Raw genomic sequence first — 22,802 nt, 5'->3', positions numbered from 1 at the left:
CGTGCAACTCGATACCGATGGAGTACAGATCCGTTGACTGCCGAGCCGTTCCCCACTGAGCAGCCATACCTGGCCCGTCGTCAGAACTGGGCCAATCAACTGACCCGGCATGCCCTGATGCAGCCCGACAAGACCGCCCTGCGGTTCCTGGGGCACACCACCACGTGGCGCGAACTCGACCACCGGGTGACCAGGCTGGCCGGCGCCCTGAGCAGGCGCGGAATCGGCTTCGGCGACCGGGTGCTGATCCTGATGCTGAACCGGCCAGAGTTCATCGAGGCGATGCTGGCGGCCAACAAGCTCGGCGCCATCGCGGTGCCGGTGAACTTCCGGATGACTCCACCCGAGGTCGCCTTCCTGGTCAGCGACTGCGAGGCCCGTGTCATCGTCACCGAGCCAGTGCTCGCCGGGGTCGCCACGGCGGTACGCGATCTCGATGCCACGCTGTCGACGGTCATCGTGGCCGACGCGCCTTCAGAAGACGGCGTCCTGGGCTACGAGGACCTGATCGCCGAAGACGGTGAGCCCGCACAACCGGTTGACATCCCCAGCGATGCCCCCGCGCTGATCATGTACACCTCGGGTACCACCGGCAGGCCCAAGGGCGCGGTGCTGACGCACAACAACCTGGTCGGGCAGGGCATGACCAACTTGTTCACCACGGGTGTCGACATCAACAACGATGTCGGCTTCATCGGTGTCCCGCTGTTCCACATCGCCGGTGTCGCGGGAAACGTGAACACGGGTCTGACGCTCGGCCTGCCGACGGTCATCTACCCGCTCGGCGCGTTCGACCCGGGTGCGTTGCTCGACGTCCTGGCGGCAGAGAAGGTCACCGCCATCTTCCTGGTGCCTGCACAGTGGCAGGCGGTTTGCGCTGAGCAGAAAGCCAATCCGCGCGATCTCTGCCTGCGGGCCCTGTCATGGGGTGCCGCGCCGGCTTCGGACACGTTGCTACGGGCGATGGCCGAGACGTTCCCCGGCAGCCAGATCCTCGCTGCCTTCGGTCAGACCGAGATGTCTCCGGTTACCTGTATGTTGTTGGCGGACGACGCAATTCGCAAGCTCGGTTCGGTCGGGCAGGTCATCCCCACCGTCTCGGCCCGCATCGTCGACGAGAACATGAACGACGTCCCTGTCGGCGACGTCGGCGAGATCGTCTACCGCGCCCCAACTTTGATGGCGGGCTACTGGAACAACCCCAAGGCCACCGCCGAGGCGTTCGCCGGCGGCTGGTTCCACTCCGGTGATCTCGTCCGTCAGGACGAGGAGGGCTACATCTGGGTCGTCGACCGCAAGAAGGACATGATCATCTCCGGCGGCGAGAACATCTACTGCGCCGAGGTCGAGAACGTCCTCGCGGGTCACCCCGCCATCACCGAGGTCGCGGTCATCGGCCGCCATGACGAGAAGTGGGGCGAGGTCCCGGTTGCGGTGGTGGCCCTCACCCGGGGCGACGCACTGAATCTCGGGGATCTGGACGGCTTCCTCACCGAACGCCTGGCGCGGTACAAGCATCCGAAGGCGCTCGAGGTTGTCGATGCGCTGCCCCGCAACCCGTCGGGCAAGGTGCTCAAGACCGAACTCAGGGAACGGTTCGGGTCCCCCATCAACGCCCAATAGGGTTGACGTTTGCGAAATTAACTCAGCGTCAACGGTTTCTGCAGGTCGCGGCGGAAGTTTGCTGTCTTTGCATGCCCTTGTTAACGGTTGATGGCACAATCCACCCGATGCAGTGCACGGCTCTGTTTCCATCGGGTACAGTCCGGTGGTCTCAATTACTACTCGCGAGTAGGGAGAGACGGATCACACAGGCTGACAGGCGACGAGGAGGGGGCGTGCGACACGTCCAAGGGGCGCACCGGTGACGGCGCCCGCCGACGGGCTCGTCGGCTACGTACGTGGTCAATTGGAGAAGCCGCTGGCTATGGTCGGTGGCTTCTTCAAGATGACTGTGCTCACTGGAAAGGCCTTTCTCACACGGCCATTCCAGTGGAAAGAGTTCGTGCTGCAGAGCTGGTTCCTGATCCGGGTGGCATTCCTGCCCACCCTGGCGGTATCGATCCCGCTGACCGTGCTCATCATCTTCACGCTCAACATCCTGTTGGCGGAGTTCGGCGCGGCTGACGTCTCGGGCGCCGGCGCGGCGCTGGGTGCGGTCACGCAGCTCGGTCCTCTGGTGACGGTGCTCGTGGTGGCCGGCGCCGGTTCGACCGCGATTTGCGCAGACCTCGGTGCCCGCACCGTGCGTGAGGAGATCGACGCGCTCGAGGTGCTGGGCATCGACCCGATCGAACGGCTGGTCGTACCCCGTGTGGTCGCCTCGACATTCGTGGCCTTCATGCTCAACGGCGCAGTGATCACCATCGGCCTGATCGGTGGCTTCTTCTTCGGCGTCTACGTCCAGAACGTCTCCGCCGGCGCCTATGTGTCCACGCTGACCCTGCTCACCGGATTCCCCGAGGTGATGATCTCGGTCATCAAGGCGACTCTGTTCGGCCTGATCGCCGGTCTCGTCGGCTGCTACCGCGGCCTGACGGTGGCCGGTGGGTCCAAGGGCGTCGGCACCGCGGTGAACGAGACCCTGGTCTTGTGCGTGGTGGCATTGTTCGCAGTCAACGTCGTGCTCACCACCATCGGTGTGCGGTTCGGAACAGGGCACTGACATGAGTACTGCAACAGTCCTTCGGTCCCGGTTCCCCCGGGCGTTCTCGCGAACTTCGGACATCGCGGGCACTCCGGGCCGGTTCCTCGACAGCATGGGCCACGTCGCGTGGTTCGTCGTCCAGGCCATCGGCTCCATCCCGCACGCGTTCCGGCACTACCGCCGTGAGGCTCTGCGCCTGGTCGCCGAGATCGGTATGGGCACCGGCGCCATGGCCGTCATCGGCGGCACCGTGGCGATCATCGGTTTCGTGACGCTGTCGGCCGGCTCCCTGATCGCCATCCAGGGCTTCGCCTCCCTCGGCAATATCGGTGTCGAGGCCTTCACCGGCTTCTTCGCCGCCCTGGCAAACATCCGCGTCGTTGCCCCGGTCGTCACCGGTCAGGCCCTGGCCTCCACGGTCGGCGCCGGCGCGACCGCCGAACTCGGCGCCATGCGCATCAGCGAAGAGGTCGACGCGCTGGAAGTGATGGGCATCAGGTCGATTTCGTATCTGGTGTCCACCCGGATCATCGCGGGCACGATCGTCATCATCCCGCTCTACGCGATGGCGATCCTGCTGTCCTTCCTGTCTGCGCAGTTCGTCACGACGATCTTCTACTCGCAGTCAGTCGGTACGTATGAGCACTACTTCCATACGTTCCTGCGGGTCGACGACGTGATGTGGTCGTTCCTCCAGGTCATCATCATGTCCATCGTGGTCATGTTGAACCACTGCTACTTCGGCTATTACGCCAGTGGCGGTGCTGTCGGTGTGGGTGAGGCAGTAGGGAGGTCGATGCGAACTTCGCTGATCGCAATCGTGTTGGTGGTCCTGTTGGCATCGTTGGCGCTCTACGGCACCGACCCCAACTTCAACCTCACGGTGTAGCGGCATGACGGCCCCCCACGCACCCCTGAACAAGCCCAAGATCCCGCCGTACAAGCTGGCCGGACTGGTGCTCGCGCTCGTCACCGCTGTGGTCTTCGCGTTGACGTGGATGCAGTTCCGCGGAACCTTCGAGAAGAAGACCCAGCTGACCGTGTTGTCCGGTCGGGCTGGTCTGTCGATGGACCCGGGTTCGAAGGTCACCTTCAACGGTGTGCCGATCGGTCGGTTGGCGTCGATCGATGTCGTCACCGTCGACGACAACCCGGAGGCCAAGCTGACGCTGGACGTCAAGCCTCAGTATCTGAAGCTGATTCCGGAGAACGTGACCGCCGAGCTGCGGGCCACGACGGTGTTCGGCAACAAGTACATCTCGTTCCTGTCGCCGTCCAATCCGTCGCCGAACCGGTTGACGCCGGGTACGCCGATCCGCGCGCAGGGCGTGACCACGGAGTTCAACACCCTGTTCGAGACGATCACCGCGATCTCCGAGCAGATCGACCCGATCAAGCTGAATCAGACGTTGACCGCGACCGCTCAGGCTCTGGATGGGTTGGGTGACAAGTTCGGTCAGTCGATCGTCAACGGCAATGACATCTTGAGCGATCTCAATCCGCGTATGCCTCAGATTCGCCGTGACATCGCTGGATTGGCCGATCTGGGTGAGGTGTATGCCAATGCGGGTCCGGATCTGTTCGATGGTCTGACCAATGCGGTCACCACGGCGCGCACGCTCAACGAGCAGCGCGGGAATCTGGATCAGGCGTTGGTGGCCGCGGTGGGCTTCGGCAACACCGGCGGGGACATCTTCGAGCGCGGCGGGCCCTATCTGGTGCGCGGCGCCCAGGACCTGCTGCCGGGCAGCGAGATGCTGGACCGCAACAGCCCGGCGTTGGCGTGTTCTGTCCGCAACTATGCGGAGGCCGCTCCGAAGTTCGCCGCCCAGACCCGCAACGGCTACGCCCTTGAGCTGCATGACTTCCTGATCGGCGTGGGCAACCCGTACGTCTATCCCGACAACCTGCCGCGGGTCAACGCCAAGGGCGGGCCCGAGGGCCGGCCCGGCTGCTGGCAGCCGGTCACCAAGGACCTCTGGCCGGCGCCGTACCTGGTGATGGATACCGGTGCCTCCATCGCCCCGTACAACCACCTCGAGTTGGGTCAACCGCTCGTGGCCGAGTACGTGTGGGGCCGCCAAGTGGGGGAGAACACGATCAACCCATGAGAGACGCTTGCGGAACGAATAGTCAGATGGCATGCGGGACCCGAGCCTGCGAGGGAGCCGCATGAGCATCAAGGGCACGCTTATCAAGCTCGGCATCTTCTCACTGGTGCTGCTCACCTTCACTGCGATCATCTTCGTGGTCTTCGGTCAGATCCGGTTCAACCGGACCGCCGAGTACTCGGCGATCTTCAACAACGTCAGCGGTCTGCGCACGGGGCAGTTCGTCCGTGCCTCCGGTGTCGAGGTCGGCAAGGTCTCCGGCGTCAAGCTGATCAACGGCGGCCAGCAGGCCGAGGTCACGTTCAACGTCGAGAAGTCGCTGCCGTTGTTCGACCAGACCACGGCCGCGATCCGCTACCAGGACCTGATCGGTAACCGCTACCTCGAGCTCAAGCGCGGGGAGAGCAACACGAAGATCACGCCGGGCAGCACCATTCCGCTGGAACGCACCGAGCCCGCGCTCGACCTCGACGCGCTCGTCGGCGGCTTCCGTCCGCTGTTCCAGTCGTTGAGCCCGGAGAAGGTCAACACCATCTCCAAGTCGATCATCACGATCTTCCAGGGCCAGGGCGGCACCATCAACGACATCCTGGATCAGACGGCGCAGCTCACCCAGAGCATCGCCGATCGGGACCAGGCCATCGGCGAGGTGATCAAGAACCTCAACATCGTCCTGGACACCACCGTCGCGCATCAGCAACAGTTCGACGACACCCTCAAGAACTTCGAGACGCTGATCACCGGGCTGAAGAACCGGGCCGATCCGATCGGATCCTCGGTGGCCAACATCAGCAACGCGGCCGGCTCGCTGGCGGACCTGCTGTCCGACAACCGTCCGCTGCTCAAGGACACCATCGGCTACCTCGAGGTCATCCAGCAGCCGCTGATCGACCAGAAGCAGCAGCTCAACGACATCCTGGTGCAGTTCCCCCAGGCGTTGAAGATCATCGGCCGTGCCGGTGGCATCTACGGTGACTTCTTCAACTTCTATGCCTGCGACCTCTCGCTGAAGCTCAACGGGTTGCAGCCAGGTGGCCCTGTCCGAACCGTCAAACTCAGTTCACAGCCGTCGGGTAGGTGCACGCCGAGATGAGGACACTGCAAGGTTCCGACCGCTTCCGCAAAGGCCTCATGGGCGTTGTGGTGGTGGCGCTGGTCATCGGCGTCGGTTCGACGCTGACGAGCGTGCCGATGCTGTTCGCGGTCCCCACGTACTACGGCCAGTTCTCCGATACCGGTGGCCTGAACCTGGGTGACAAGGTGCGGATCGCCGGTATGGACGTCGGCACGGTCAAGAGCATGGACATCAACGGCGACAAGGTCGAGATCGGCTACACCCTGGGTGGGAAGACGATCGGCACCGAGAGCCGGGCGGCGATCCGTACCGACACGATCCTGGGTCGGAAGAACATCGAGATCCAGCCCCGCGGCAGCCACACCCTGCCGCCGCGCGGGATGCTGCCGCTGGGCCAGACGACGACGCCGTACCAGATCTACGACGCGTTCCTGGACGTCACCCGCAACGCGTCGGGCTGGGACACGAAGTCGGTCAAGGAATCGCTGAACGTGTTGTCGGAGACGGTCGATCAGACCTCGCCGCACCTGAGTGCCGCGCTGGACGGCGTGGCCAAGTTCTCCGAGACCATCGGCAAGCGCGACGAGGACGTCAAGAAGCTGCTGGCCAACGCCAACAAGATCGCGACGGTTCTCGGTGACCGCAGCACGCAGGTCAACCAGCTGCTGGTGAACGCCCAGACCCTGCTGGCCGCCGTCAACGAGCGTGGCCAGGCAGTCAGCATGCTGCTGGAGCGGGTGTCGTCGGTGTCGCACCAGGTCGAGGGCCTGATCAACGACAATCCGAACCTGAACCACGTGCTCGAGCAGCTGCGTACCGTCAGCGACCTGCTCGTCGAGCGCAAGCAGGACCTGGCCGACACGCTCACCGTGGCCGGCAAGTTCATCACCTCCCTGGCCGAGGCGCTGGCCTCCGGTCCGTACTTCAAGGTGATGCTGGTCAACCTGATCCCGCCGCAGATCCTGCAGCCGTTCGTCGACTCCGCGTTCAAGAAGCGCGGCATCGACCCCGAGGAGTTCTGGCGTAACGCCGGTCTGCCGTCGGCCCGCTTCCCCGATCCCAACGGCAAGCGTTTCGAGAACGGCGCCCCGCCGCCGGCCCCGACGCCGCTGGAAGGCACCCCGGAGCACCCGGGACCTGCCGTCCCGCCCGGATCGCCGTGCTCGTACACGCCGACCGCGGCCGGAATCCCGTCCCCGGGTAACCCGATGCCGTGTGCAGCGGCCACCCAGGGTCCGTTCGGTGGCCCGGAGTACGGCCCGCCGGACCTGGCGACCTCGGCGCCGAATCCTGACGGCATCGCGCATTCACCGGGTGTGCCCAGTGCGGCCATCCCCGGCGACATGCCGCCGGATCAGCCGGGTGCACCGGTTGAGCTGGCGCCCGGTCCGCCCGGCGCCCGCACCGTTCCGATCGCCCCGTTGCCGGTGGCACCGGGACCCCTCCCGGGTTACGCACCGCACCCGGCACCGGTGAACGCTCCCCCGGCACCGCCGGGACCGGGGCCGGATGCCGGGCCGGTGGGTACACCGCCGCTCCCGGGTAATCCGCCGTTCCTTCCGCCCGGGTCGCAGGGCTAGGCCAGGGGGAGAGACAGAGACATGTCAACTGTTTTCAACGTTCGAAACATCAAGTTGCCCACGGCTTCCCGGGCAACTGTCATCTTGGGTGCGCTGGCGGTGGCAGCAGCCCTGGTGCTGGGTTACTTCGGTATGAACCTGTACAAGAAGATGACCAACACCACGGTCACCGCGTACTTCCCCGAGGTGCTCGCGCTGTACCCCGGCGACAAGGTCCTCATCATGGGCGTCAAGGTCGGTGCCATCGACAGCATCGAGACCGACGGCGACAAGATGAAGGTCGTCTTCCACGTCAGCAACAAGTACAAGGTGCCCGAGAACGTCACCGCGTCTGTGCTGAACCCGAGCCTGGTGGCCTCGCGCGTCATCCAGCTGTCCCCGCCCTACACGGGCGGGCCGCGGTTGCAGAACAACGCGGTGATCCCGATCGAGAACACCCAGATCCCGGTCGAGTACGACGAGCTGCGCAACCAGATCACCCGTCTGCTCGACGATCTGGGCCCGACCGCCGAACAGCCCAAGGGCCCGTTCGGCGACATCATCGATTCCTTCGCCGACGGTTTCCAGGGCAAGGGAGATCAGCTCAACCGCACTCTCAACGGGTTGTCGGAGGCTCTGACCACGCTCAATCAGGGCCGTGGCGACTTCTTCCAGGTGGTCAAGAGCCTGGCGTTGTTCGTCAATGCCCTGCACAAGAGCGATCAGCAGTTCGTGGCGCTCAACAACGATCTGGCGCAGTTCACCAACTCGTTCACCAACACCGACCAGGAGCTGGCGACAGCCCTGGAGGATCTGAACCGGGTGCTCAAGACCACCCGTGAGTTCCTGGACAAGAACGGCGGCGTGCTCGCCCACGACGTCAACAACTTGTCGGAGGCGACGACGGCGATCCTGCAGCCCGAGCCGCGCAACGGCCTGGAGACGGGTCTGCACGCCTACCCGAACCTGGCCGCCAACGTGCTCAACATCGTCTCGCCCAACCAGGGTGGCATCGTGGGTCTGCCGGTTCTGCCGGGCCTGACCAACTTCTCCAACCCGCTGCAGTTCGTCTGCAGTTCGATCCAGGCGGGTAGCCGGTTGGGGTACCAGGATTCGGCCGAACTGTGCGCGCAGTACCTGGCCCCGATCCTGGACGCGATCAAGTTCAACTTCTTGCCGTTCGGCCAGAACCTGGCCAACACCGCGATGACGCTGCCGAAGCAGATCTCCTACTCGGATCCGCGCCTGCAGCCGCCAGGGGGATACAAGGACACCACCGTGCCGGGTATCTGGTCGCGTGACACCTTGTTCTCGCACGGCAACCACGAGCCGGGCTGGACCGTGGCGCCGGGGATGCAGGGCGTGCAGGTGCAGCCGGCCACGCAGCAGATGCTGACGCCGGAGTCGTTGTCCGAGTTGATGGGTGGCCCGGACATCGTGGCCCCGCCGGCCCCGCCGGCGTTCGGTGCTCCTCCGGGAGGCAACCTGCCCGGACCGCCGAACTCCTACGACGAGCGCAATCCGTTGCCGCCGCCGTGGTACCCGCAGCCCGGACCGCCGCCGGTGCCTGCGCCGGGTGTGATCCCGGGAGATCCGATGTCGGGTCCCGCCCCGGCCGCAGCTCCTGCACCTGGCCCGGCTCCTGCCGGACCGGCGCTGCCTGCCGAGGCGGGAGGGCAGTGATGATGAGCCGTTTGCGCGAAGAACAGAGAGGCCGGATGAAGGCACGCAACTGGGGTCGCGTCGGTAGACGCGTCGCGGTGTTGTCGGCTTCCGCGTTGATCCTGACCTCGTGTGGTCAGTGGCGGGGCGTGGCCAACGTGCCGCTGCCGGGTGGGCCGGGCACCGAGTCCGGCCGCACCACGCTGTATGTGCAGATGCCGGAGACGTTGGCGCTCAACGCCAACAGCCGGGTGCGGGTGCGCGACGTGTTCGTCGGCCGGGTCCGCAAGATCGAGCTGATCAACTGGGTTCCCACGTTGACCGTCGACCTTGAGCCGGGCATCGAGCTGCCGAAGAACACGCTGGCCAAGATCGGCCAGACCAGCTTGCTGGGTTCGCAGCACGTCGAGCTCAATCCGCCGGACAAGGACCCGTCCAAGGAGATGCTGCGCAGCGGGGACACCATCCCGCTGGCTCAGTCGTCGGCCTATCCGACGATCGAGCGGACGCTGGCCGGTATCTCGGGCATCCTGACCGGCGGTGGTATCCCGAACATCGAGACCATCCAGACCGAGGTGTTCAACATCCTCAACGGTCGCGCCGATCAGATCCGCGACTTCCTGGGCCGGCTCGACACGTTCACCGACGAGCTCAATCAGCAGCGCAACGACATCACCCGGGCGATCGATTCGACCAACCGGCTGTTGAACATCGTGGCGACGCGCAACGACACGTTGGACCGGGTGCTCACCGAGTTCCCGCCGCTGATCCAGCATTTCGCCGACACGCGCGACTTGTTCGCCGACGCGGTGACCTCGCTGGGCCGGTTGTCCAAGGCTGCCGACGACACGTTGTCGAACAGCAACGCGAATCTGCACACCAACCTGCAGAACCTGCAGCGGCCGCTCAAGCAGCTGGCCCGCTCGGCCCCGTACCTGGTGGAAGCGCTCAAGCTGATCCTCACGGTGCCGTTCAACATCGAGAACATCCCGAAGGCGGTGCGCGGCGACTACATCAACGTGTCGCTGACGATCGACCTGACGTTGAGCTCGGTGGACAACGCGTTCCTGTCCGGCACCGGTGTCTCGGGCATGCTCCGAGCGCTGGAGCAGGCGTGGGGCCGCGATCCGGCGACGATGATCCCGGACGTCCGGTTCACGCCGAACCCGCACGACGCACCTGGCGGCCCGCTTGTGGAAAGGGGGGAGTGAGGCATGTTGCTGACCCGCTTCATCAAGATGCAGCTCGTTCTCTTCACGGTGCTGACGGCGATAGCTCTGGTCGTGCTGGCACTCGTGTACCTGCGGTTGCCCACCTGGGCCGGGGTCGGGATGTACAAGCTGAACGCCAACCTCCCGAATTCGGGCGGCTTGTACGCCACGGCCAACGTCACCTATCGCGGTACGACGATCGGCAAGGTCACCTCCGTCGAGCCCACCGAGCAGGGCGCGCGGGTCGAGATGAACATCTACGACCAGTACCGGATTCCGCTGGACGCCAGTGCCAACGTGCACTCGGTGTCGGCGGTCGGTGAGCAGTTCATCGACCTGGTGTCCGACGGCGGCAGTACCGGAAAGTACTTCCGCGACGGGGACACCATCGAGAAGGGCACCGTGCCGGCCGAGGTCGGCCCGTCGCTGGACGCCGCACAGCAGGGCCTCGCGGCGCTGCCGAAGGAGAAGATCGCGGTACTGCTCGACGAGACGGCCACGGCCGTCGGCGGGCTCGGGCCGTCACTGCAGCGCCTGGTCGATTCGACCCAGGCGATCGCCAGTGACTTCAAGGACAACATCGGTCCGGTCAACGACATCGTCGAGAACTCCGGACCGATCATCGACAGCCAGGTGAACTCGGGCGACGCCATCTCGCGGTGGGCCAAGAACCTGAACACGCTGGCAGCGCAGAGCGCTCAGAACGATGCGGCGTTGCGGGGCGGTCTTCAGCAGGCCGCACCGACGGCCGACCAGCTGAACTCGGTGTTCAGCGATGTCCAGGAGTCGTTGCCGCAGACGCTGGCGAACCTGGAAATCGTCATCGACATGCTCAAGCGCTACAACAAGAACGTCGAGCAGGTGTTGGTGGCGTTGCCCCAGGGTGGCGCTGTCGCCCAGACCGCGACGATCTTCGCGCCCAAGGGTCTGCTGCACTTCGGCCTCGGTATCAACATGCCGCCGCCGTGCCTGACCGGCTTCCTGCCGGCCTCGCAGTGGCGTTCGCCTGCGGACACCTCGGAGGCACCGCTGCCGTCGGGCCTGTACTGCAAGATCCCCAAGGACGCGCCCAACGCGGTGCGCGGTGCGCGTAACTATCCGTGCGCCGACGTGCCGGGCAAGCGCGCCGCCTCTCCGGCGGAGTGCCACAGCGACGAGCCCTACCAGCCGCTGGGCACCAACCCCTGGTACGGCGACCCGAACCAGATCCGCAACTGCCCGGCCCCGGCCGCGCGCTGCGATCAGCCCGTCGATCCGGGCCGGGTCATCCCCGCGCCTTCGGTGAATAATGGGATGAACCCGTTGCCGGCAAGTCAGCTTCCACCACCGGAATCAACGGCGATGCGCAGCGACCCGCTGACCGCGCCGCGGGGTGGCAATGTGAGTTGTAGTGGACAGCAGCCGAACCCCTGCATCTACACTCCGGCAGCAGGTTCGACCGCTACCTACAGCCCATCCAGCGGCGAGGTGGTCGGTCCCGGCGGTGTGAAGTACTCCGTCACCAACTCGAATAAACCAGGAGATGACGGATGGAAGGAGATGCTGGCGCCAGCCAGCTGAACCTCGCCGACCAGCAGGACCCCCATACCCCTGAACCGCAAGCGGAGGCCGTCACCGAGATCTCTGATGCGGACGTCTCCGGCACGGAGGCCGAAGCTGCTTCTCAGGAGGCCACGTCCCGGCCGTCACGGCTGGGGCGTGGCTGGATGGCGGCGATCCTCGCAGGCCTGCTGGTCCTTGCGGCAGCCGTCGGAGTCGGTGGCTACCTGGCATTGCGTGCGCATCAGGACAGCGAGCGCATCGCCGGCGACGAGGCCGAGGCCCTGGCCGCGGCCAAGGACTGCGTGACCGCGACCCAAGCGCCTGACACCCAGGCGATGATCGCGGCCCAGACCAAGATCATCGAATGCTCGACCGGTGACTTCGGGGCGCAGGCCGGCCTCTACAGCGGCATGCTGCTGGACGCCTACCAGGCCGCCAATGTGCAGGTGAAGGTCTCGGATCTGCGGGCCGCGGTGGAGAAGCACAACGACGACGGGTCGATGGACCTGTTGGTCGCGGTGCGCGTGTTGGTCACCAACAGCGAGAAGTCCGACGAAGAGCAGGGTTATCGGCTGCGGGTGAAGATGGCCCGCGCCGAGGACGGCAACTACAAGGTCGCGCGGCTCGACCAGGTCACGTCGTGACCGCTGTGCTGGACAACGCCGGCACGGTCTCCGCTGGGGGGACCGGGACGGACCAGACCCGGTTGGCTTCGTGGTCGGCTCGGGCCGGGGCGTTCGCCATCGATGTGCTGGCGCCTGTCGGGTTGATCGTGACGCTGGCTCTGCTGGCGTGGTCGGCCTCGTTGTACGGCTGGTTCTGGTGGGTGTGCACCGTGGCCGCGGCCGTGGTGGTCGTCGCGATGCTGCTGAACCGGATCGGCCTGCCCGCTTTCACCGGTTGGTCGCTGGGCCGGTCGGTGTTCGGTATCCGGGTGGTGTCGGCGGTCGGCGATGCGGGCCTGCTGCGGCTTCTGCTCCGTGACCTGGCGCATCTGCTGGACACCGCGGCGGTTTTCCTGGGCTGGCTGTGGCCGCTGTGGGATTCACGCAACCGGACCTTCGCCGATCTGCTGACCCGCACCGAGGTGCGTCGCATCGATCGGCCCGAGACAGATGTCCGGCGTCGCGCGGGTGCGGTGTTGCTCGCGCTCGCGCTGCTCAGCGGCATCGCGGGCGGGCTGGGATATCTGGCGGTGTACCGCGAGGATCGGGCGGTGGACCAGGCCCGCGCGCAGATCGCCGACCAGGGCCCGCGAATCGTCGAGGAGCTGCTGAGCTGCGGGGTGGATTCCGTCGACGCGGATTTCACCAAGGCGCAGTCGTTGACCACGGACAATTATCGGCAGCAGTTGGTCGCCCAGCAGGACGCGGTGCGTAAGGCCGGGCCGACCACCAATGACTACTGGGCGGTGAGCAGCGCGGTGCTGCCGGGTGTCACCGAGGACGCGGCCTCGATGCTGGTGGCGTTGCAGGGCCAGCGTGGCACCAATCCGCAGGAGCTGAAGTTCATTACCGCGACGGTGCGGGTGGAGTTCCAGAAGTCGGATGACCGCTGGCTCGTCGACAACCTGACGGTGCTCAAGCGGCCGGTGCTGAACGGGGGCGGACAGTGAGCCCGCGGCGCCGGATCGAGCCCGATGAGCGTGACTATTTCGCGGTCGAGCCCAAGGAGCCGATCCGTTGGGGTCTGCCGATCGTCGGGATGATCTCGGCTCTGCTGATCGCGGCGGCCATCGCGGGCAGCACGCTGATCCTTGTGCGGCACGAGTCGGATCACCGTGCGGAGATCAAGAGTGCGGGCGCGCTGGACTACGTACGTGAGTTCATGACGGTGTACACGACGCTGGATCCGTACCACGCCAACGACTATGCCGACCGGATCGCGGCACAGGCGACCGGCGATTTCCGAAAGATGTTCCAGGAGAAGCAGAACGAGATCGTGGTGCAGGTGGCCCGGGCCGAGCCGACCGAGGGGTCGGTACTCGATGCCGGCATCCAGCGATGGAACGACAACGGGAGTGCCGACGTCCTGGTCGCAACGAAGATCAGTACCCGAACCCCCGACGGGAAGTCCGTGGTGGAGAGCGGCAGCCGTTGGATTGCGACGACGATTTGGGAAGGACAGCAGTGGAAGATCAGCCAGCTGATTCAGGTGATCTGACCACCGGCGAGCCTGACAAGCCGCGCCGCAGATTGCGTTTCGGGCGGCGTCGCCGTGCCGAGGAAGTGGTCGAGACGCCGGCCGATGAGGGCGCCCCGGATTCCGGCCCGGATTCCGGTGACACCGCGGAGCGTCGTACCCCGACGGGCAAGGCAGGCCGCAAGGCGCCTGCCGATCCCGAGGCGCCTGCCGAGGTTGCGTCGGAGGCCGAGCCCGAAGACGAGGCCGAAGAACACGCCGAGCCGGAATCGACGGAAGAAGCCGACGTCGACGCTGAAGCCGGCGGTGACACCGATGCGGTCACCGACGCCGAATCGGCGGACGCGGAACCCGCCGAGGACGAGGTCCTCGTTCCGCACCGTGAAGCCGGCAAGCGCCTGACCTACCTCGCGGCGGGTGCAGCGGCGGTGTTCGTTGTGGCCGGGGCATTCGGCGGCGCGATGTTGCAGCCGTACCTGGCCGACCGCGCATTGGTGGCGACCAAACTTCAGGTGGCGCGCACCTCGGCCGATGCCATCACCACGTTGTGGACCTACAACCCGGACAACATCGAGTCGCTACCGGACCGGGCCGCGAAGTACCTGTCCAGCGACTTCGCCAACCAGTACCGGCAGCTGATCGACTCCATCGTGCCGACCAACAAGCAGGCGCAGGTCACCAACAACACCGAGGTGATGGGTACCGCGGTGGAGACCATCGGTCGCGATGAGGCCACCGCGATCGTGTACACCAACACGGTGTCGACGAGCCCGGTGACCAAGAACGTCCCGTCGCTGCGGTACATGTCGTATCGGTTGATACTGCAGCGCACTGACGGGAACTGGCTGATCACCCAGATGCCGGCTTTGACGCAATTGGACCTGTCTCCGCAGTTGTAGCGGCGAGGATGTAGGCATGGCCATCGCCTCACCGGTGACGCAGCGGTCGACCGTTGTGGCGCTTCTGTTGTTGACGTGTGCCACTGGGATCGTCGACGCGGTCAGTGTGTTGGTGCTGGGCCATGTGTTCGTCGCCAACATGACGGGCAACGTGATCTTCCTCGGGTTCTGGTTCGTACCGCACTCGGGTGTGGACGTGACCGGGGCGCTGGTGGCGTTCATCGGTTTCGTGCTGGGCACCGTGGTGGGCGGACGGCTCCGCCGTCATCTCGACGGCCACGTCCGGAACTGGCTCACCACCGCACTGGGCGTGGAAGTTGTTCTGCTGACCGTGCTTTCGATCCTGTGCGGAACGGGCGTGCTGGCCTACGACGACAACCGCAAGCTGATTCTGATCCTTTTGGCGATGACCTTCGGGATTCAGAACGCGACGGCGCGCCAGTTCGGTATCCAGGAGTTGAGCACCACGGTGCTGACGCAGACGATCGTCGGCATCGGCTTCGACAGCAGGCTGGCCGGCGGCACCGGCGATCGCGAGAAGTTGCGCTACGGCGTTGTGCTGACCATGTGCGGCGGTGCGATTCTGGGGGCGACGGTGTCGCGGTTCACCGTGGCGCCGGTGATCGCGTTGGCGGCCGTGGTGGTGGCCACCAGCGCGCTGATCTTCAAGTTCGGGCCGGCGTCGGAGCCGGCGGCTGCGCAGAGTGCTCGCTGATCCAGGCCGCACCCTCATCGGCCGCATGCAGCAGGGCGGTGAATTCGCCGAAGTAGTCGGCCACCGCGCCGACGCCGGGCAACATCCCCAGGTAGCGGTAAAGCTTCTGCGGGTGCGGCCTTTTCGTGAACTCGTCGCCCACGGCACGTAGTGTGCCGGCGAATTCCCAGAGTTTTTCGGGCAGTGACTGCGCGGCTTCATCGGCGGCGCCGGTCGATGCGTCACCCTCGGCGTCGGGGAGTTGGCGGTCGCACAGGACAGCGCCCAGCAGCTGCACCTGCTCGTCGTGGTCGGTGACGCCGTCCTCGCGGGCCACCGCGCACAGCACGATCGCCTGGTTGGTGAAGCCCAGGACGTCCTGAACGCCCAGCCGGTCGGCGAGGACTCCGAACGCACCAGGGAATGCGACGAGGATGGTGGTCACGGCCCCGGCGCGATGTACCCACCACTTCACATGACCGTCTTGGTCCATCTCGGTCCAGGCCTTCGTGCCGGGCAGCTCGGCGAAATTGAGCAACGCGGCCGCGAGGTCGAGCGACTTGCCGACTGCACCTCCGGCGGGTTCCTCACGGTGGGTACGCCGTCTCAGGCCGAGCGGGTCGAATCGGGTGAACACGTCGAGCGCCGGATTGATCACGGCTACCGCATGGTCGAGTGCACCCGCGACGGCGGCGTCCGACAGGCGAGTGAAAGGCAACAGGCTCATCCCCACCACAGCTATCTTGCCGGATGGGGACATCTGCGCTTGCCGCGTACTGAAACATTCCGCGCGACTCGCTGGTCAGGCATGATTCTGGGGTGCTGAGGGGAGCCAGGTACATTGCCGAGGACCGGGCCGATGTCTTCGTCAAACGCAATCCGTCGGCGCCCGCCGGATTCTTCGCGGCGGAGGCGGCCGGCCTGAGCTGGCTGTGCATCGAGGTCGGGGTGCCGAGCGTCACCGTAATCGATTACGACGCAATCTCATTGACCTTGCGGCGGCTGGAACCGGTGGCGCCCACCGGGCAGGCCGCGCGAGTCTTCGGCCGGCGTCTGGCTCATACCCACGATGCCGGGGCACAGGCCTACGGCTGTGGCCCGGCCGGGTATACGGGGAACGGGTTCTTCGGGCCGATGGCGCAGCCGTTGCCGATGTCGTTGGCCCACCACGATTCTTGGGGCACCTTCTACGCCGATGAGCGTCTGACGCCGATGGCGAAGCTGGCATCGCGGCGGCTCGGTGGACCGGCACAGGAACTGGTCGCGGCGGTGGCCGAGCTCTGCCGTGACGGCGTGTTCGACGACGACGACGGGCCGGCCAGGCTGCACGGCGACCTCTGGAGCGGCAACGTGATGTGGACCGGGGACGGTGCAGTCCTGATCGACCCCGCCGCGCATGGCGGCCATCGCGAAACGGACCTGGCGATGTTGGCGCTGTTCGGTTGTCCGTTCCTGGATGAGGTTCTGGCGGGGTACCGCTCGGTGCGGCCACTGCGCGATGGGTGGCCGGATCGGGTCGACCTGCACCAGCTCTATCCGCTGCTCGCCCATGTCGTGCTGTTCGGGGGCGGCTACGTGAGTCAGGCAAGCGCGGCTGCGCGGCGGATCCTGGAGACGTTCAGCAAACCGCGGATCCGGTAGTCGCCGGTGCCGGCGCGACACCGATGGGATCGAGTGCCGCAGGTTGAGACGTTTTCGGTGCCGGACTGAATCGGTTGACACATTGGCCGCTGATTGACAACGGCAAGGAGCTCGGCGTCGGCATGCAGCAACATGGTGCAGACGCGGCACCCTAAAATCGCACATTAACTGTCGTATACGTAAATATCGTGATGCCCAGTACACCACCGATAAAGGTACTACTCCAAGGTTTGCGACGGGTGCGAAATTGAAGATGAAAATTCTTTCCAGCAATGTAGTGAGCAAGGTCACAATAGTGTTAAGTTGCCTGAGATCAACCTGAGAAGGCGGCCGAAAGGACTGATCAGATGGCAGTCAAACACCGTAGGCAGCGGCAGCGCGTCAAGAGGGTGGCGACCCTCGGCGCGGCAACCGCAACAGTCACAGCGCTTACGGTTGGTGTTGCTCCGCCGCCGGCCCAGGCCGCCGCGGTCCAGCGCGACTTCCGGCTGCAATCCGGGGTCCAGATCTTCCCGCCGCCCGACCAGATCCCGGACCTCACCGGCGGATTCGGAACTCAGGTCTACAACCAGTTCCAGACCGTCGGCGCACAGCTCGAGACGGCGTTCGTCGACAACTTCAACCTGCTCGCCATCCTGCAGGCGGTGGGAATCGATCCGACGGCCGCAGTCGAGGGTCCGCTCAACGATGCGCTGGGTGGGGCGCTCGGCAGCGCCCTGGGCGGGCTGCCCGTCGGCGATCTGGCCGAGGTTCTCGGAATCGACCTCGAGGACCCACTGTCGTCGGTCGGGATCAACCTGATCACCACCGGTGGCCCGTTCACGCTGCTGCGACTGCTCGGCGTCGACCTCGGGTGGGTACCGTCCTTCCCGAATTCGGTGGCCGACGAGATCAACAACACCGACTACCTGGACATCAGCCTCGATTCGATCTTCACGGCGCTCGGTCTCCCGACGAGTGGCATCGCCTTCGAAACCTTGAAGGCCACTTTCAAACTCATCACCGGCCAGGACCTGCCGCCGCTGAGTGCGAACGTCGCCGATGTGCGGATCCCGATCGTGGCGGGCTGGGGATTCGGTGCCTTCGCGGCGGGTGCGGCCTATCAACAGGTGGTCGACGATCTGCCGAATCAACCGGGTGGCGCCGACTACACCGGAACCGACAATCCGCTGCTGGGCAGCTTCACGATCATGCCGATGCTCTTGATCGACAACCCCGGCCGGGCCAACGGCGGCATCCTGGCTCGCGCCTACCCGTTGTTCGGCCTGCTGGGCATCGACACCGTGACTCCGGATACCCAGGTGCAGAGCAGCGGGACCAGCGTCATCGGTGACGTCCCGGTGATCGGTGATGTGCCGTTGCTCGGGCTCACCCTCGGCGGCGCCAACCTGATCCCGATCAAGATCGACGCGACGGCCGAGTATCTCCCGCTGTCCGATTTCGCTGCGTGGCCCAACCCGTTCACCATGGCGAACAACGTTGCGGCAGGCATCTTCCCGACGTATATCCTGCGTAACCAGTCGCTGGACACGCTCGGTACGGTGCTGGTCGACCAGATCACGACGCAGCTCGGTGCGGACATCGCCGACTATCTGGCCAATCCCGGGGACGATCCTCAGCTGGGCCCCAAACTCAACATCTACGTCACCGTCCCCGCGCAGAGCCTGCCGCTGCTGGAGCCGACGTACCTCGCCGTGGACGTCGTCAACCTGCTGACCGGGGCGAACTTCAACAACCCGATCGGGACGGCGCTGAGCCCGGTGCTGACCAGCCTGGTCAATCTCGGCTACACCGATGTGTACTACGACGAGCAGACCGGTGTGTACGACCGCACGCTCGACGAGGCCGATATTCCAACCGCTTTCGGAACACTGCCGGCAGACGTCGACTGGGCGCAGGTGCCCGGGCACCTGGTCAACAACCTCGTCACCGGCATCCAGAAGGCGATCGACGATGGCTTGATCAACCAGAACCCCGTCCCGAGCCCGATTCAGCAGCTGCTCAGCCTGCTCGGGGTGGGCAACACGCTCACGACAGGTGGCTCCGGGCTGGGACTGGCGGGTCTCACCGACGCGCTGAACAACCTCACCCCGGACGAGCTGGACAACGTTGGGGCGCAGGGCCTTGCGAAGACCAGCTTCGAGCCTCAGGGCATCACCCAGACCAATGTCGGCTCGGACACGGTCAATCTGAAGTCTGTGGCGGACGAACCTGCTGTCGAGGATGCGAAGGTGAACCTCGACGACAGCACCAAGAAGCTCACCACCGCAGCCGACGACGCCCGCCAAGAGGTCGAGAAATCGGTCAAGGAGGCCGGCGAGCGTGTGAAGGCTTCGGCGGAGAAGGCACGTGAGCGGACGGCGAAGACGGTCAAGGACGCCCAGGATCGGGTGAACAAACTCGCCGAGGATGGTCGCAAGCAGATCAAGTCCGCGGCAGAGGGCGTCCAGAAAGGCGCTGAGAAGGCGGTCGACGACGTGAAGAGCAACGTCAAGAAGGCCGGCGATTCGGTGAAGCCCGCCAAGAAGGACACCAAGGACACCAAGAAGGGCGCCGCCTGAGGCTATCCCGCTCGGTGCACCGATTCCACGGTGTACAGGTGGGGGTCGAAACTGGTCGCGATGTCAGCGCACCGGTCCATGTGCTCGCGCGCAGTGGGATCGGCGAGCATGGCGCGGAAATCCTCGGCGCTGCGCCACTGTGCGTAGTTGGCGACGCGCGTGCCGTCGGTACTCAAATGGATGTTGGCGCTGGTGAATCCGGGAACGTGGCACATCACGTCCTCGGTCGCCTGTCGTAGCAGTTCCACGAGTTCGGCTGCCCGATGGGGCTCCACGGTGAACACGTTGATGAGGGTGGCGTGGGGGCTGTGTTCCTGGATGGTCGTCACGATTCCTCCAATGTCAGGTTCCTTACATGTTCCACGGTAGCACTGATGTAAGGTTCCTGTCATGCCCCAGGACGTGGAACGCGGCGCCGGCTATCTCGTCAAGCGGGTCCAGCAGAGCCTGCGCCGCAATTGCGATGCGGCACTGCGCCCTACGGGGCTGTCGATGGCCCAGTACACGGCCTTGCGCGCTCTGGCCGACCACCCGCAAGCCTCGGCCGCGGAGCTGGCTCGGCTGTGTTTCGTCACCCGCCAGTCCCTGCAAGACGTGCTGGCCGGCCTGCGCGCAGGTGGTCTGGTACGGGATTCGGCCGGCCCGCAACGGGGCCGTGCCCGGGCGCTGGAGCTGACCACCACGGGCAGGCGTCGGCTGGCTGAGGCGCACGCGGCAGTGATCCGGGTCGAGCAGGACATGCTGCACGGAGTTCCTGACAAAGCCCAGGCCGAACTCGCGTCAATGCTGCTGCGCTGCGCAGAGAACCTCGAGGCGGCCGAGGCGGAAACTACGATTGACCGGTGACCTCGGCAAGGCGCGGGCGCGGTAGGCCCGCCGGACCTGGCGTCGACGTCGAGCAGCGACGCTCGGATCTGCTCGACGCCGCCGAACGTGCGATCCGCACCCACGGGCCCGATGTGGGGATCGCCGAGGTGGCCAAAGAGGCCGGGTTCGTGCGGTCGGCGGTCTATGCGGTCTTCCCGAACCGGGCGGCCATCCTGTCCGCACTCGGCGAGCGTCAGGCCCGCCGGCTGCTGGGCGAGATCACCAGGCGGGCCGCCGGTTCCGCCGATCTACGGCAACGTATGTCGTTGTTCTTCGATGTCATCTGCGGCTGGATGCAGGACGATCCGGACCTGTACCGGGCGCTGAACGTGCATGCCGCGGCCGGCCACGAGATGCCGGGAATCTTCGATGAGCTCGCGGCAGCGGTCGAGGCGATGCTCGCGGTGTCGATGGCGGCCAGTGGAACCGACACCGCTGCGGCGGCGCCGTGGGCCCGGGCCATCGTCGGGTCGGCCATGGTCAGCGCGCAATGGTGGCTGCGGGATTCGTCGATGCCCCGGGCCGAGCTCGTCGAACACCTGACGACGTTGTGCTGGGACGGTGGCTCGGCCCTGCCGTTCAGCCCTTTCGATGTCTCGGCTATTGACAGCGGCCAACCATAAAAGACACCATGTCTTTTATGGCTGCTCCCACCTCACCTCAGGTCGACGGTCCCTCGCGCTACTGGGAGGACGTCGCCGGCGAATATGACCTGGCCCTCACCGAGATCACCGGCACGATCCCGCAGGGGCTGACCGGAACGCTGTACCGCAACGGATCAGGCCGCTGGAACATCGGCGCGTCACGGGTGGACAGCCTGTTCGACGCCGACGGCATGGTGGTCGCCTTCGCGATCGACGGCAACGGGGTGCGGTTCAAGAACCGCTTCGTCCGCACCGAGCATTACCTGACCACGACGGCGGCCGGCGGGATGGTGAAACGCGGATTCGCCTACCAGCGCCCAGGTGGTATGCGGACCAACGCGTTCAGGCTGCCGGCCAATACCGCCAACACCAACGTGATGATCGGCCAGGACCAATTGTTGGCCCTGTGGGAGGCCGGGCGCCCGCACGGCATGGATCTCGACACCCTCAACACCATCGGGATGTGCAGCCTCGACGGCGTCCTCAAGGGCCCGATCGGTGCGTACTCGGCGCACCACACCTACGATGCGACGACGGACTCGCGCGTCAACTTCGGGTTCGAGCCCTACTTCCCCCGCCTCGACCTGCGTCATGTCCGCAGTGCACCGAGTCGTGGCGAGAAGGTCAGGCGCCTGCGGGAACTCGCCGGTGAGGCGATTCCCAGGGTCCGGTTGCGTCTGTACGAGACCGACAGTCGCGGCGTCACCCGCTACCTGCGAGCGGTACCGCTGCCGGGCATGGGACTCCTCCACGACATGGCGTTGACCCCGCGCTACGCCGTGTTCATGCTGTCCCCGCTGCGGATCAACCCGTGGGCTCTGCTGGGGCGTCGATCCTATTGGGACGCCATCCAGTTCAAGCAGAACGAACCCTCCTACTTCATCCTGGCACCGCGCGACGGCGGCAAGGTGCGGGTCATCGAGACCGACCCGTTCTACATGTGGCACTACGCCAACGCCTACGAGGACGGCGCCGACGTGGTGGTGGAGTTGCCGCGGTTCGCTCCCGAAACCTTCGGTGGCATGCAGGCCTGGGGATCCGACGTCCGCAGCGACATGTCTCGGATGTACGCCGACGTCGCCCCGGAGAAGACGCCGGATTCCGTGCGGCTCACCCGCTTCCGGATCACTGCCGACGACCGCGTCCTGGCCGAACCGCTGGCCCAGCTGGGTTGCGAGTTCCCGCAGATCGATCAGCGCCGCTCGACTCGGTCGCACGCGGTGACCTATGTGACCGTGCCCGGTGACGGGGAGGGCGGCGGGGAGGGGATCGGTCGTTTCGACCATGCCGACGGCAGCGTGCAGACCTACTGCCCGCCGGGCCACAAACTGGTCGAGCCGATCTTCGTTCCGCGCCCGGGCAGCACGGCCGAGAACGACGGATGGGTGCTGACGGTGGGCTACGACGAGACGCAACACCGCAGCCGGCTCATGGTGTTCGACGCGCCGGGCATCGACGCCGGCCCGATCGCCGAGGCCTGGCTGCCGTTCCACCTGCCGATGAGCTACCACGGAGCGTTCACCGATCGGGTGGCCAGGTTCTAGAGG

At 65.7% G+C, this 22,802-nt stretch carries 21 protein-coding genes; 19 read left to right on the top strand and 2 right to left on the bottom strand.

Features of this window, described 5'->3' with window-relative positions; genetic code table 11:
* The first annotated feature begins 33 nt into the window (after positions 1 to 33).
* From fadD5 to ACNQR1_RS01630, 14 genes are all read left to right on the top strand, one after another.
* Positions 34 to 1,623, top strand: coding sequence for a fatty-acid--CoA ligase FadD5 (gene fadD5, locus ACNQR1_RS01695; protein ID WP_418043578.1), 1,590 nt, complete (start codon positions 34 to 36; stop codon positions 1,621 to 1,623).
* Between the two features lie 304 nt (positions 1,624 to 1,927).
* Positions 1,928 to 2,665, top strand: a complete 738-nt coding sequence (locus ACNQR1_RS01690) for an MlaE family ABC transporter permease (RefSeq protein ID WP_165610635.1) — start codon at positions 1,928 to 1,930, stop codon at positions 2,663 to 2,665.
* Positions 2,666 to 2,759: 94 nt separating this feature from the next.
* Positions 2,760 to 3,536 (top strand): ABC transporter permease, encoded by a 777-nt coding sequence (locus ACNQR1_RS01685; protein ID WP_418050238.1) that lies wholly within the window; start codon positions 2,760 to 2,762, stop codon positions 3,534 to 3,536.
* Between the two features lie 4 nt (positions 3,537 to 3,540).
* Positions 3,541 to 4,758 (top strand): MCE family protein, encoded by a 1,218-nt coding sequence (locus ACNQR1_RS01680; protein WP_418043576.1) that lies wholly within the window; start codon positions 3,541 to 3,543, stop codon positions 4,756 to 4,758.
* A gap of 61 nt (positions 4,759 to 4,819) precedes the next feature.
* Complete coding sequence (locus tag ACNQR1_RS01675) at positions 4,820 to 5,851, top strand: MCE family protein (RefSeq protein WP_418043574.1); 1,032 nt, start codon at positions 4,820 to 4,822, stop codon at positions 5,849 to 5,851.
* Positions 5,848 to 7,413, top strand: a complete 1,566-nt coding sequence (locus ACNQR1_RS01670; RefSeq protein ID WP_418043572.1) for an MCE family protein — start codon at positions 5,848 to 5,850, stop codon at positions 7,411 to 7,413. Before ACNQR1_RS01675 ends, ACNQR1_RS01670 begins: the two co-directional genes overlap by 4 nt.
* 21 nt (positions 7,414 to 7,434) lie before the next feature.
* Positions 7,435 to 9,075, top strand: coding sequence for a virulence factor Mce family protein (locus ACNQR1_RS01665; RefSeq protein WP_418043570.1), 1,641 nt, complete (start codon positions 7,435 to 7,437; stop codon positions 9,073 to 9,075).
* Positions 9,076 to 9,110: 35 nt separating this feature from the next.
* On the top strand, positions 9,111 to 10,265 hold the full coding sequence (locus ACNQR1_RS01660) for a virulence factor Mce family protein (RefSeq protein WP_418043568.1): 1,155 nt from the start codon (positions 9,111 to 9,113) through the stop codon (positions 10,263 to 10,265).
* Between the two features lie 6 nt (positions 10,266 to 10,271).
* Positions 10,272 to 11,825 carry an MCE family protein gene (locus ACNQR1_RS01655; protein WP_418050237.1) on the top strand — a complete coding sequence of 518 codons (1,554 nt, stop codon included), beginning with the start codon at positions 10,272 to 10,274 and terminating at the stop codon, positions 11,823 to 11,825.
* On the top strand, positions 11,795 to 12,451 hold the full coding sequence (locus ACNQR1_RS01650) for a hypothetical protein (RefSeq protein ID WP_418043566.1): 657 nt from the start codon (positions 11,795 to 11,797) through the stop codon (positions 12,449 to 12,451). The genes ACNQR1_RS01655 and ACNQR1_RS01650 overlap by 31 nt, the downstream gene beginning before the upstream one ends.
* Complete coding sequence (locus tag ACNQR1_RS01645; RefSeq protein ID WP_418043564.1) at positions 12,448 to 13,422, top strand: RDD family protein; 975 nt, start codon at positions 12,448 to 12,450, stop codon at positions 13,420 to 13,422. The genes ACNQR1_RS01650 and ACNQR1_RS01645 overlap by 4 nt, the downstream gene beginning before the upstream one ends.
* Complete coding sequence (locus tag ACNQR1_RS01640; protein WP_418043562.1) at positions 13,419 to 13,970, top strand: mammalian cell entry protein; 552 nt, start codon at positions 13,419 to 13,421, stop codon at positions 13,968 to 13,970. Before ACNQR1_RS01645 ends, ACNQR1_RS01640 begins: the two co-directional genes overlap by 4 nt.
* A complete protein-coding gene (locus ACNQR1_RS01635) occupies positions 13,937 to 14,848 on the top strand; it encodes a mammalian cell entry protein (RefSeq protein WP_418043560.1) in 912 nt (303 codons plus the stop codon). Before ACNQR1_RS01640 ends, ACNQR1_RS01635 begins: the two co-directional genes overlap by 34 nt.
* 16 nt (positions 14,849 to 14,864) lie before the next feature.
* Positions 14,865 to 15,563, top strand: a complete 699-nt coding sequence (locus tag ACNQR1_RS01630; protein ID WP_418043558.1) for a YoaK family protein — start codon at positions 14,865 to 14,867, stop codon at positions 15,561 to 15,563.
* Here ACNQR1_RS01630 and ACNQR1_RS01625 read toward each other — a convergent pair.
* Positions 15,514 to 16,269 carry a hypothetical protein gene (locus ACNQR1_RS01625; RefSeq protein WP_418043556.1) on the bottom strand — a complete coding sequence of 252 codons (756 nt, stop codon included), beginning with the start codon at positions 16,267 to 16,269 and terminating at the stop codon, positions 15,514 to 15,516. The two genes, ACNQR1_RS01630 and ACNQR1_RS01625, sit on opposite strands and share 50 nt — an antisense overlap.
* A 95-nt stretch (positions 16,270 to 16,364) precedes the next feature.
* Here ACNQR1_RS01625 and ACNQR1_RS01620 point away from each other — a divergent pair, with 95 nt between their 5' ends.
* Both ACNQR1_RS01620 and ACNQR1_RS01615 read left to right on the top strand, forming a co-directional pair.
* Positions 16,365 to 17,183, top strand: coding sequence for a fructosamine kinase family protein (locus ACNQR1_RS01620; RefSeq protein ID WP_418050236.1), 819 nt, complete (start codon positions 16,365 to 16,367; stop codon positions 17,181 to 17,183).
* A 347-nt stretch (positions 17,184 to 17,530) separates the two neighbouring features.
* Positions 17,531 to 19,744 (top strand): AAA family ATPase, encoded by a 2,214-nt coding sequence (locus tag ACNQR1_RS01615; protein ID WP_418043554.1) that lies wholly within the window; start codon positions 17,531 to 17,533, stop codon positions 19,742 to 19,744.
* Between the two features lie 2 nt (positions 19,745 to 19,746).
* Here the strand turns inward: ACNQR1_RS01615 and ACNQR1_RS01610 are convergent, their stop codons facing one another.
* Positions 19,747 to 20,073, bottom strand: coding sequence for an antibiotic biosynthesis monooxygenase family protein (locus ACNQR1_RS01610; protein WP_418043552.1), 327 nt, complete (start codon positions 20,071 to 20,073; stop codon positions 19,747 to 19,749).
* A 61-nt stretch (positions 20,074 to 20,134) separates the two neighbouring features.
* On the opposite strand from ACNQR1_RS01610, the gene ACNQR1_RS01605 reads away from it, so the two are divergent.
* From ACNQR1_RS01605 to ACNQR1_RS01595, 3 genes are read left to right on the top strand one after another with little or no spacing between them, the layout of a single operon-like run.
* Positions 20,135 to 20,590: a MarR family winged helix-turn-helix transcriptional regulator gene (locus ACNQR1_RS01605; protein ID WP_418043550.1), complete on the top strand. Its 456-nt coding sequence runs from the start codon at positions 20,135 to 20,137 to the stop codon at positions 20,588 to 20,590.
* On the top strand, positions 20,587 to 21,234 hold the full coding sequence (locus ACNQR1_RS01600; protein WP_418043548.1) for a TetR family transcriptional regulator: 648 nt from the start codon (positions 20,587 to 20,589) through the stop codon (positions 21,232 to 21,234). Before ACNQR1_RS01605 ends, ACNQR1_RS01600 begins: the two co-directional genes overlap by 4 nt.
* 17 nt (positions 21,235 to 21,251) lie before the next feature.
* A complete protein-coding gene (locus tag ACNQR1_RS01595) occupies positions 21,252 to 22,799 on the top strand; it encodes a carotenoid oxygenase family protein (protein ID WP_418043546.1) in 1,548 nt (515 codons plus the stop codon).
* Positions 22,800 to 22,802 lie beyond the last annotated feature (3 nt).

The organism is Mycobacterium sp. 48b, assembly GCF_048282725.1.
Taxonomy (GTDB): Bacteria; Actinomycetota; Actinomycetes; order Mycobacteriales; family Mycobacteriaceae; genus Mycobacterium.
The sequence above is the reverse complement of the archived record's forward strand: the minus strand, read 5'-3'. Positions and strand labels throughout refer to the sequence as shown.

Bases quoted from the DNA above. Each gene is read 5' to 3' on its own strand.
- ACNQR1_RS01690 (WP_165610635.1), top strand. From the start codon at position 1,928: ATGGTCGGTGGCTTCTTCAAGATGACTGTGCTCACTGGAAAGGCCTTT.
- ACNQR1_RS01685 (WP_418050238.1), top strand. From the start codon at position 2,760: ATGGGCCACGTCGCGTGGTTCGTCGTCCAGGCCATCGGCTCCATCCCG.
- ACNQR1_RS01680 (WP_418043576.1), top strand. From the start codon at position 3,541: ATGACGGCCCCCCACGCACCCCTGAACAAGCCCAAGATCCCGCCGTAC.
- ACNQR1_RS01675 (WP_418043574.1), top strand. From the start codon at position 4,820: ATGAGCATCAAGGGCACGCTTATCAAGCTCGGCATCTTCTCACTGGTG.
- ACNQR1_RS01670 (WP_418043572.1), top strand. From the start codon at position 5,848: ATGAGGACACTGCAAGGTTCCGACCGCTTCCGCAAAGGCCTCATGGGC.
- ACNQR1_RS01665 (WP_418043570.1), top strand. From the start codon at position 7,435: ATGTCAACTGTTTTCAACGTTCGAAACATCAAGTTGCCCACGGCTTCC.
- ACNQR1_RS01660 (WP_418043568.1), top strand. From the start codon at position 9,111: ATGAAGGCACGCAACTGGGGTCGCGTCGGTAGACGCGTCGCGGTGTTG.
- ACNQR1_RS01650 (WP_418043566.1), top strand. From the start codon at position 11,795: ATGGAAGGAGATGCTGGCGCCAGCCAGCTGAACCTCGCCGACCAGCAG.
- ACNQR1_RS01630 (WP_418043558.1), top strand. From the start codon at position 14,865: ATGGCCATCGCCTCACCGGTGACGCAGCGGTCGACCGTTGTGGCGCTT.
- ACNQR1_RS01625 (WP_418043556.1), bottom strand. From the start codon at position 16,269: ATGAGCCTGTTGCCTTTCACTCGCCTGTCGGACGCCGCCGTCGCGGGT.
- ACNQR1_RS01615 (WP_418043554.1), top strand. From the start codon at position 17,531: ATGGCAGTCAAACACCGTAGGCAGCGGCAGCGCGTCAAGAGGGTGGCG.
- ACNQR1_RS01605 (WP_418043550.1), top strand. From the start codon at position 20,135: ATGCCCCAGGACGTGGAACGCGGCGCCGGCTATCTCGTCAAGCGGGTC.
- ACNQR1_RS01595 (WP_418043546.1), top strand. From the start codon at position 21,252: ATGGCTGCTCCCACCTCACCTCAGGTCGACGGTCCCTCGCGCTACTGG.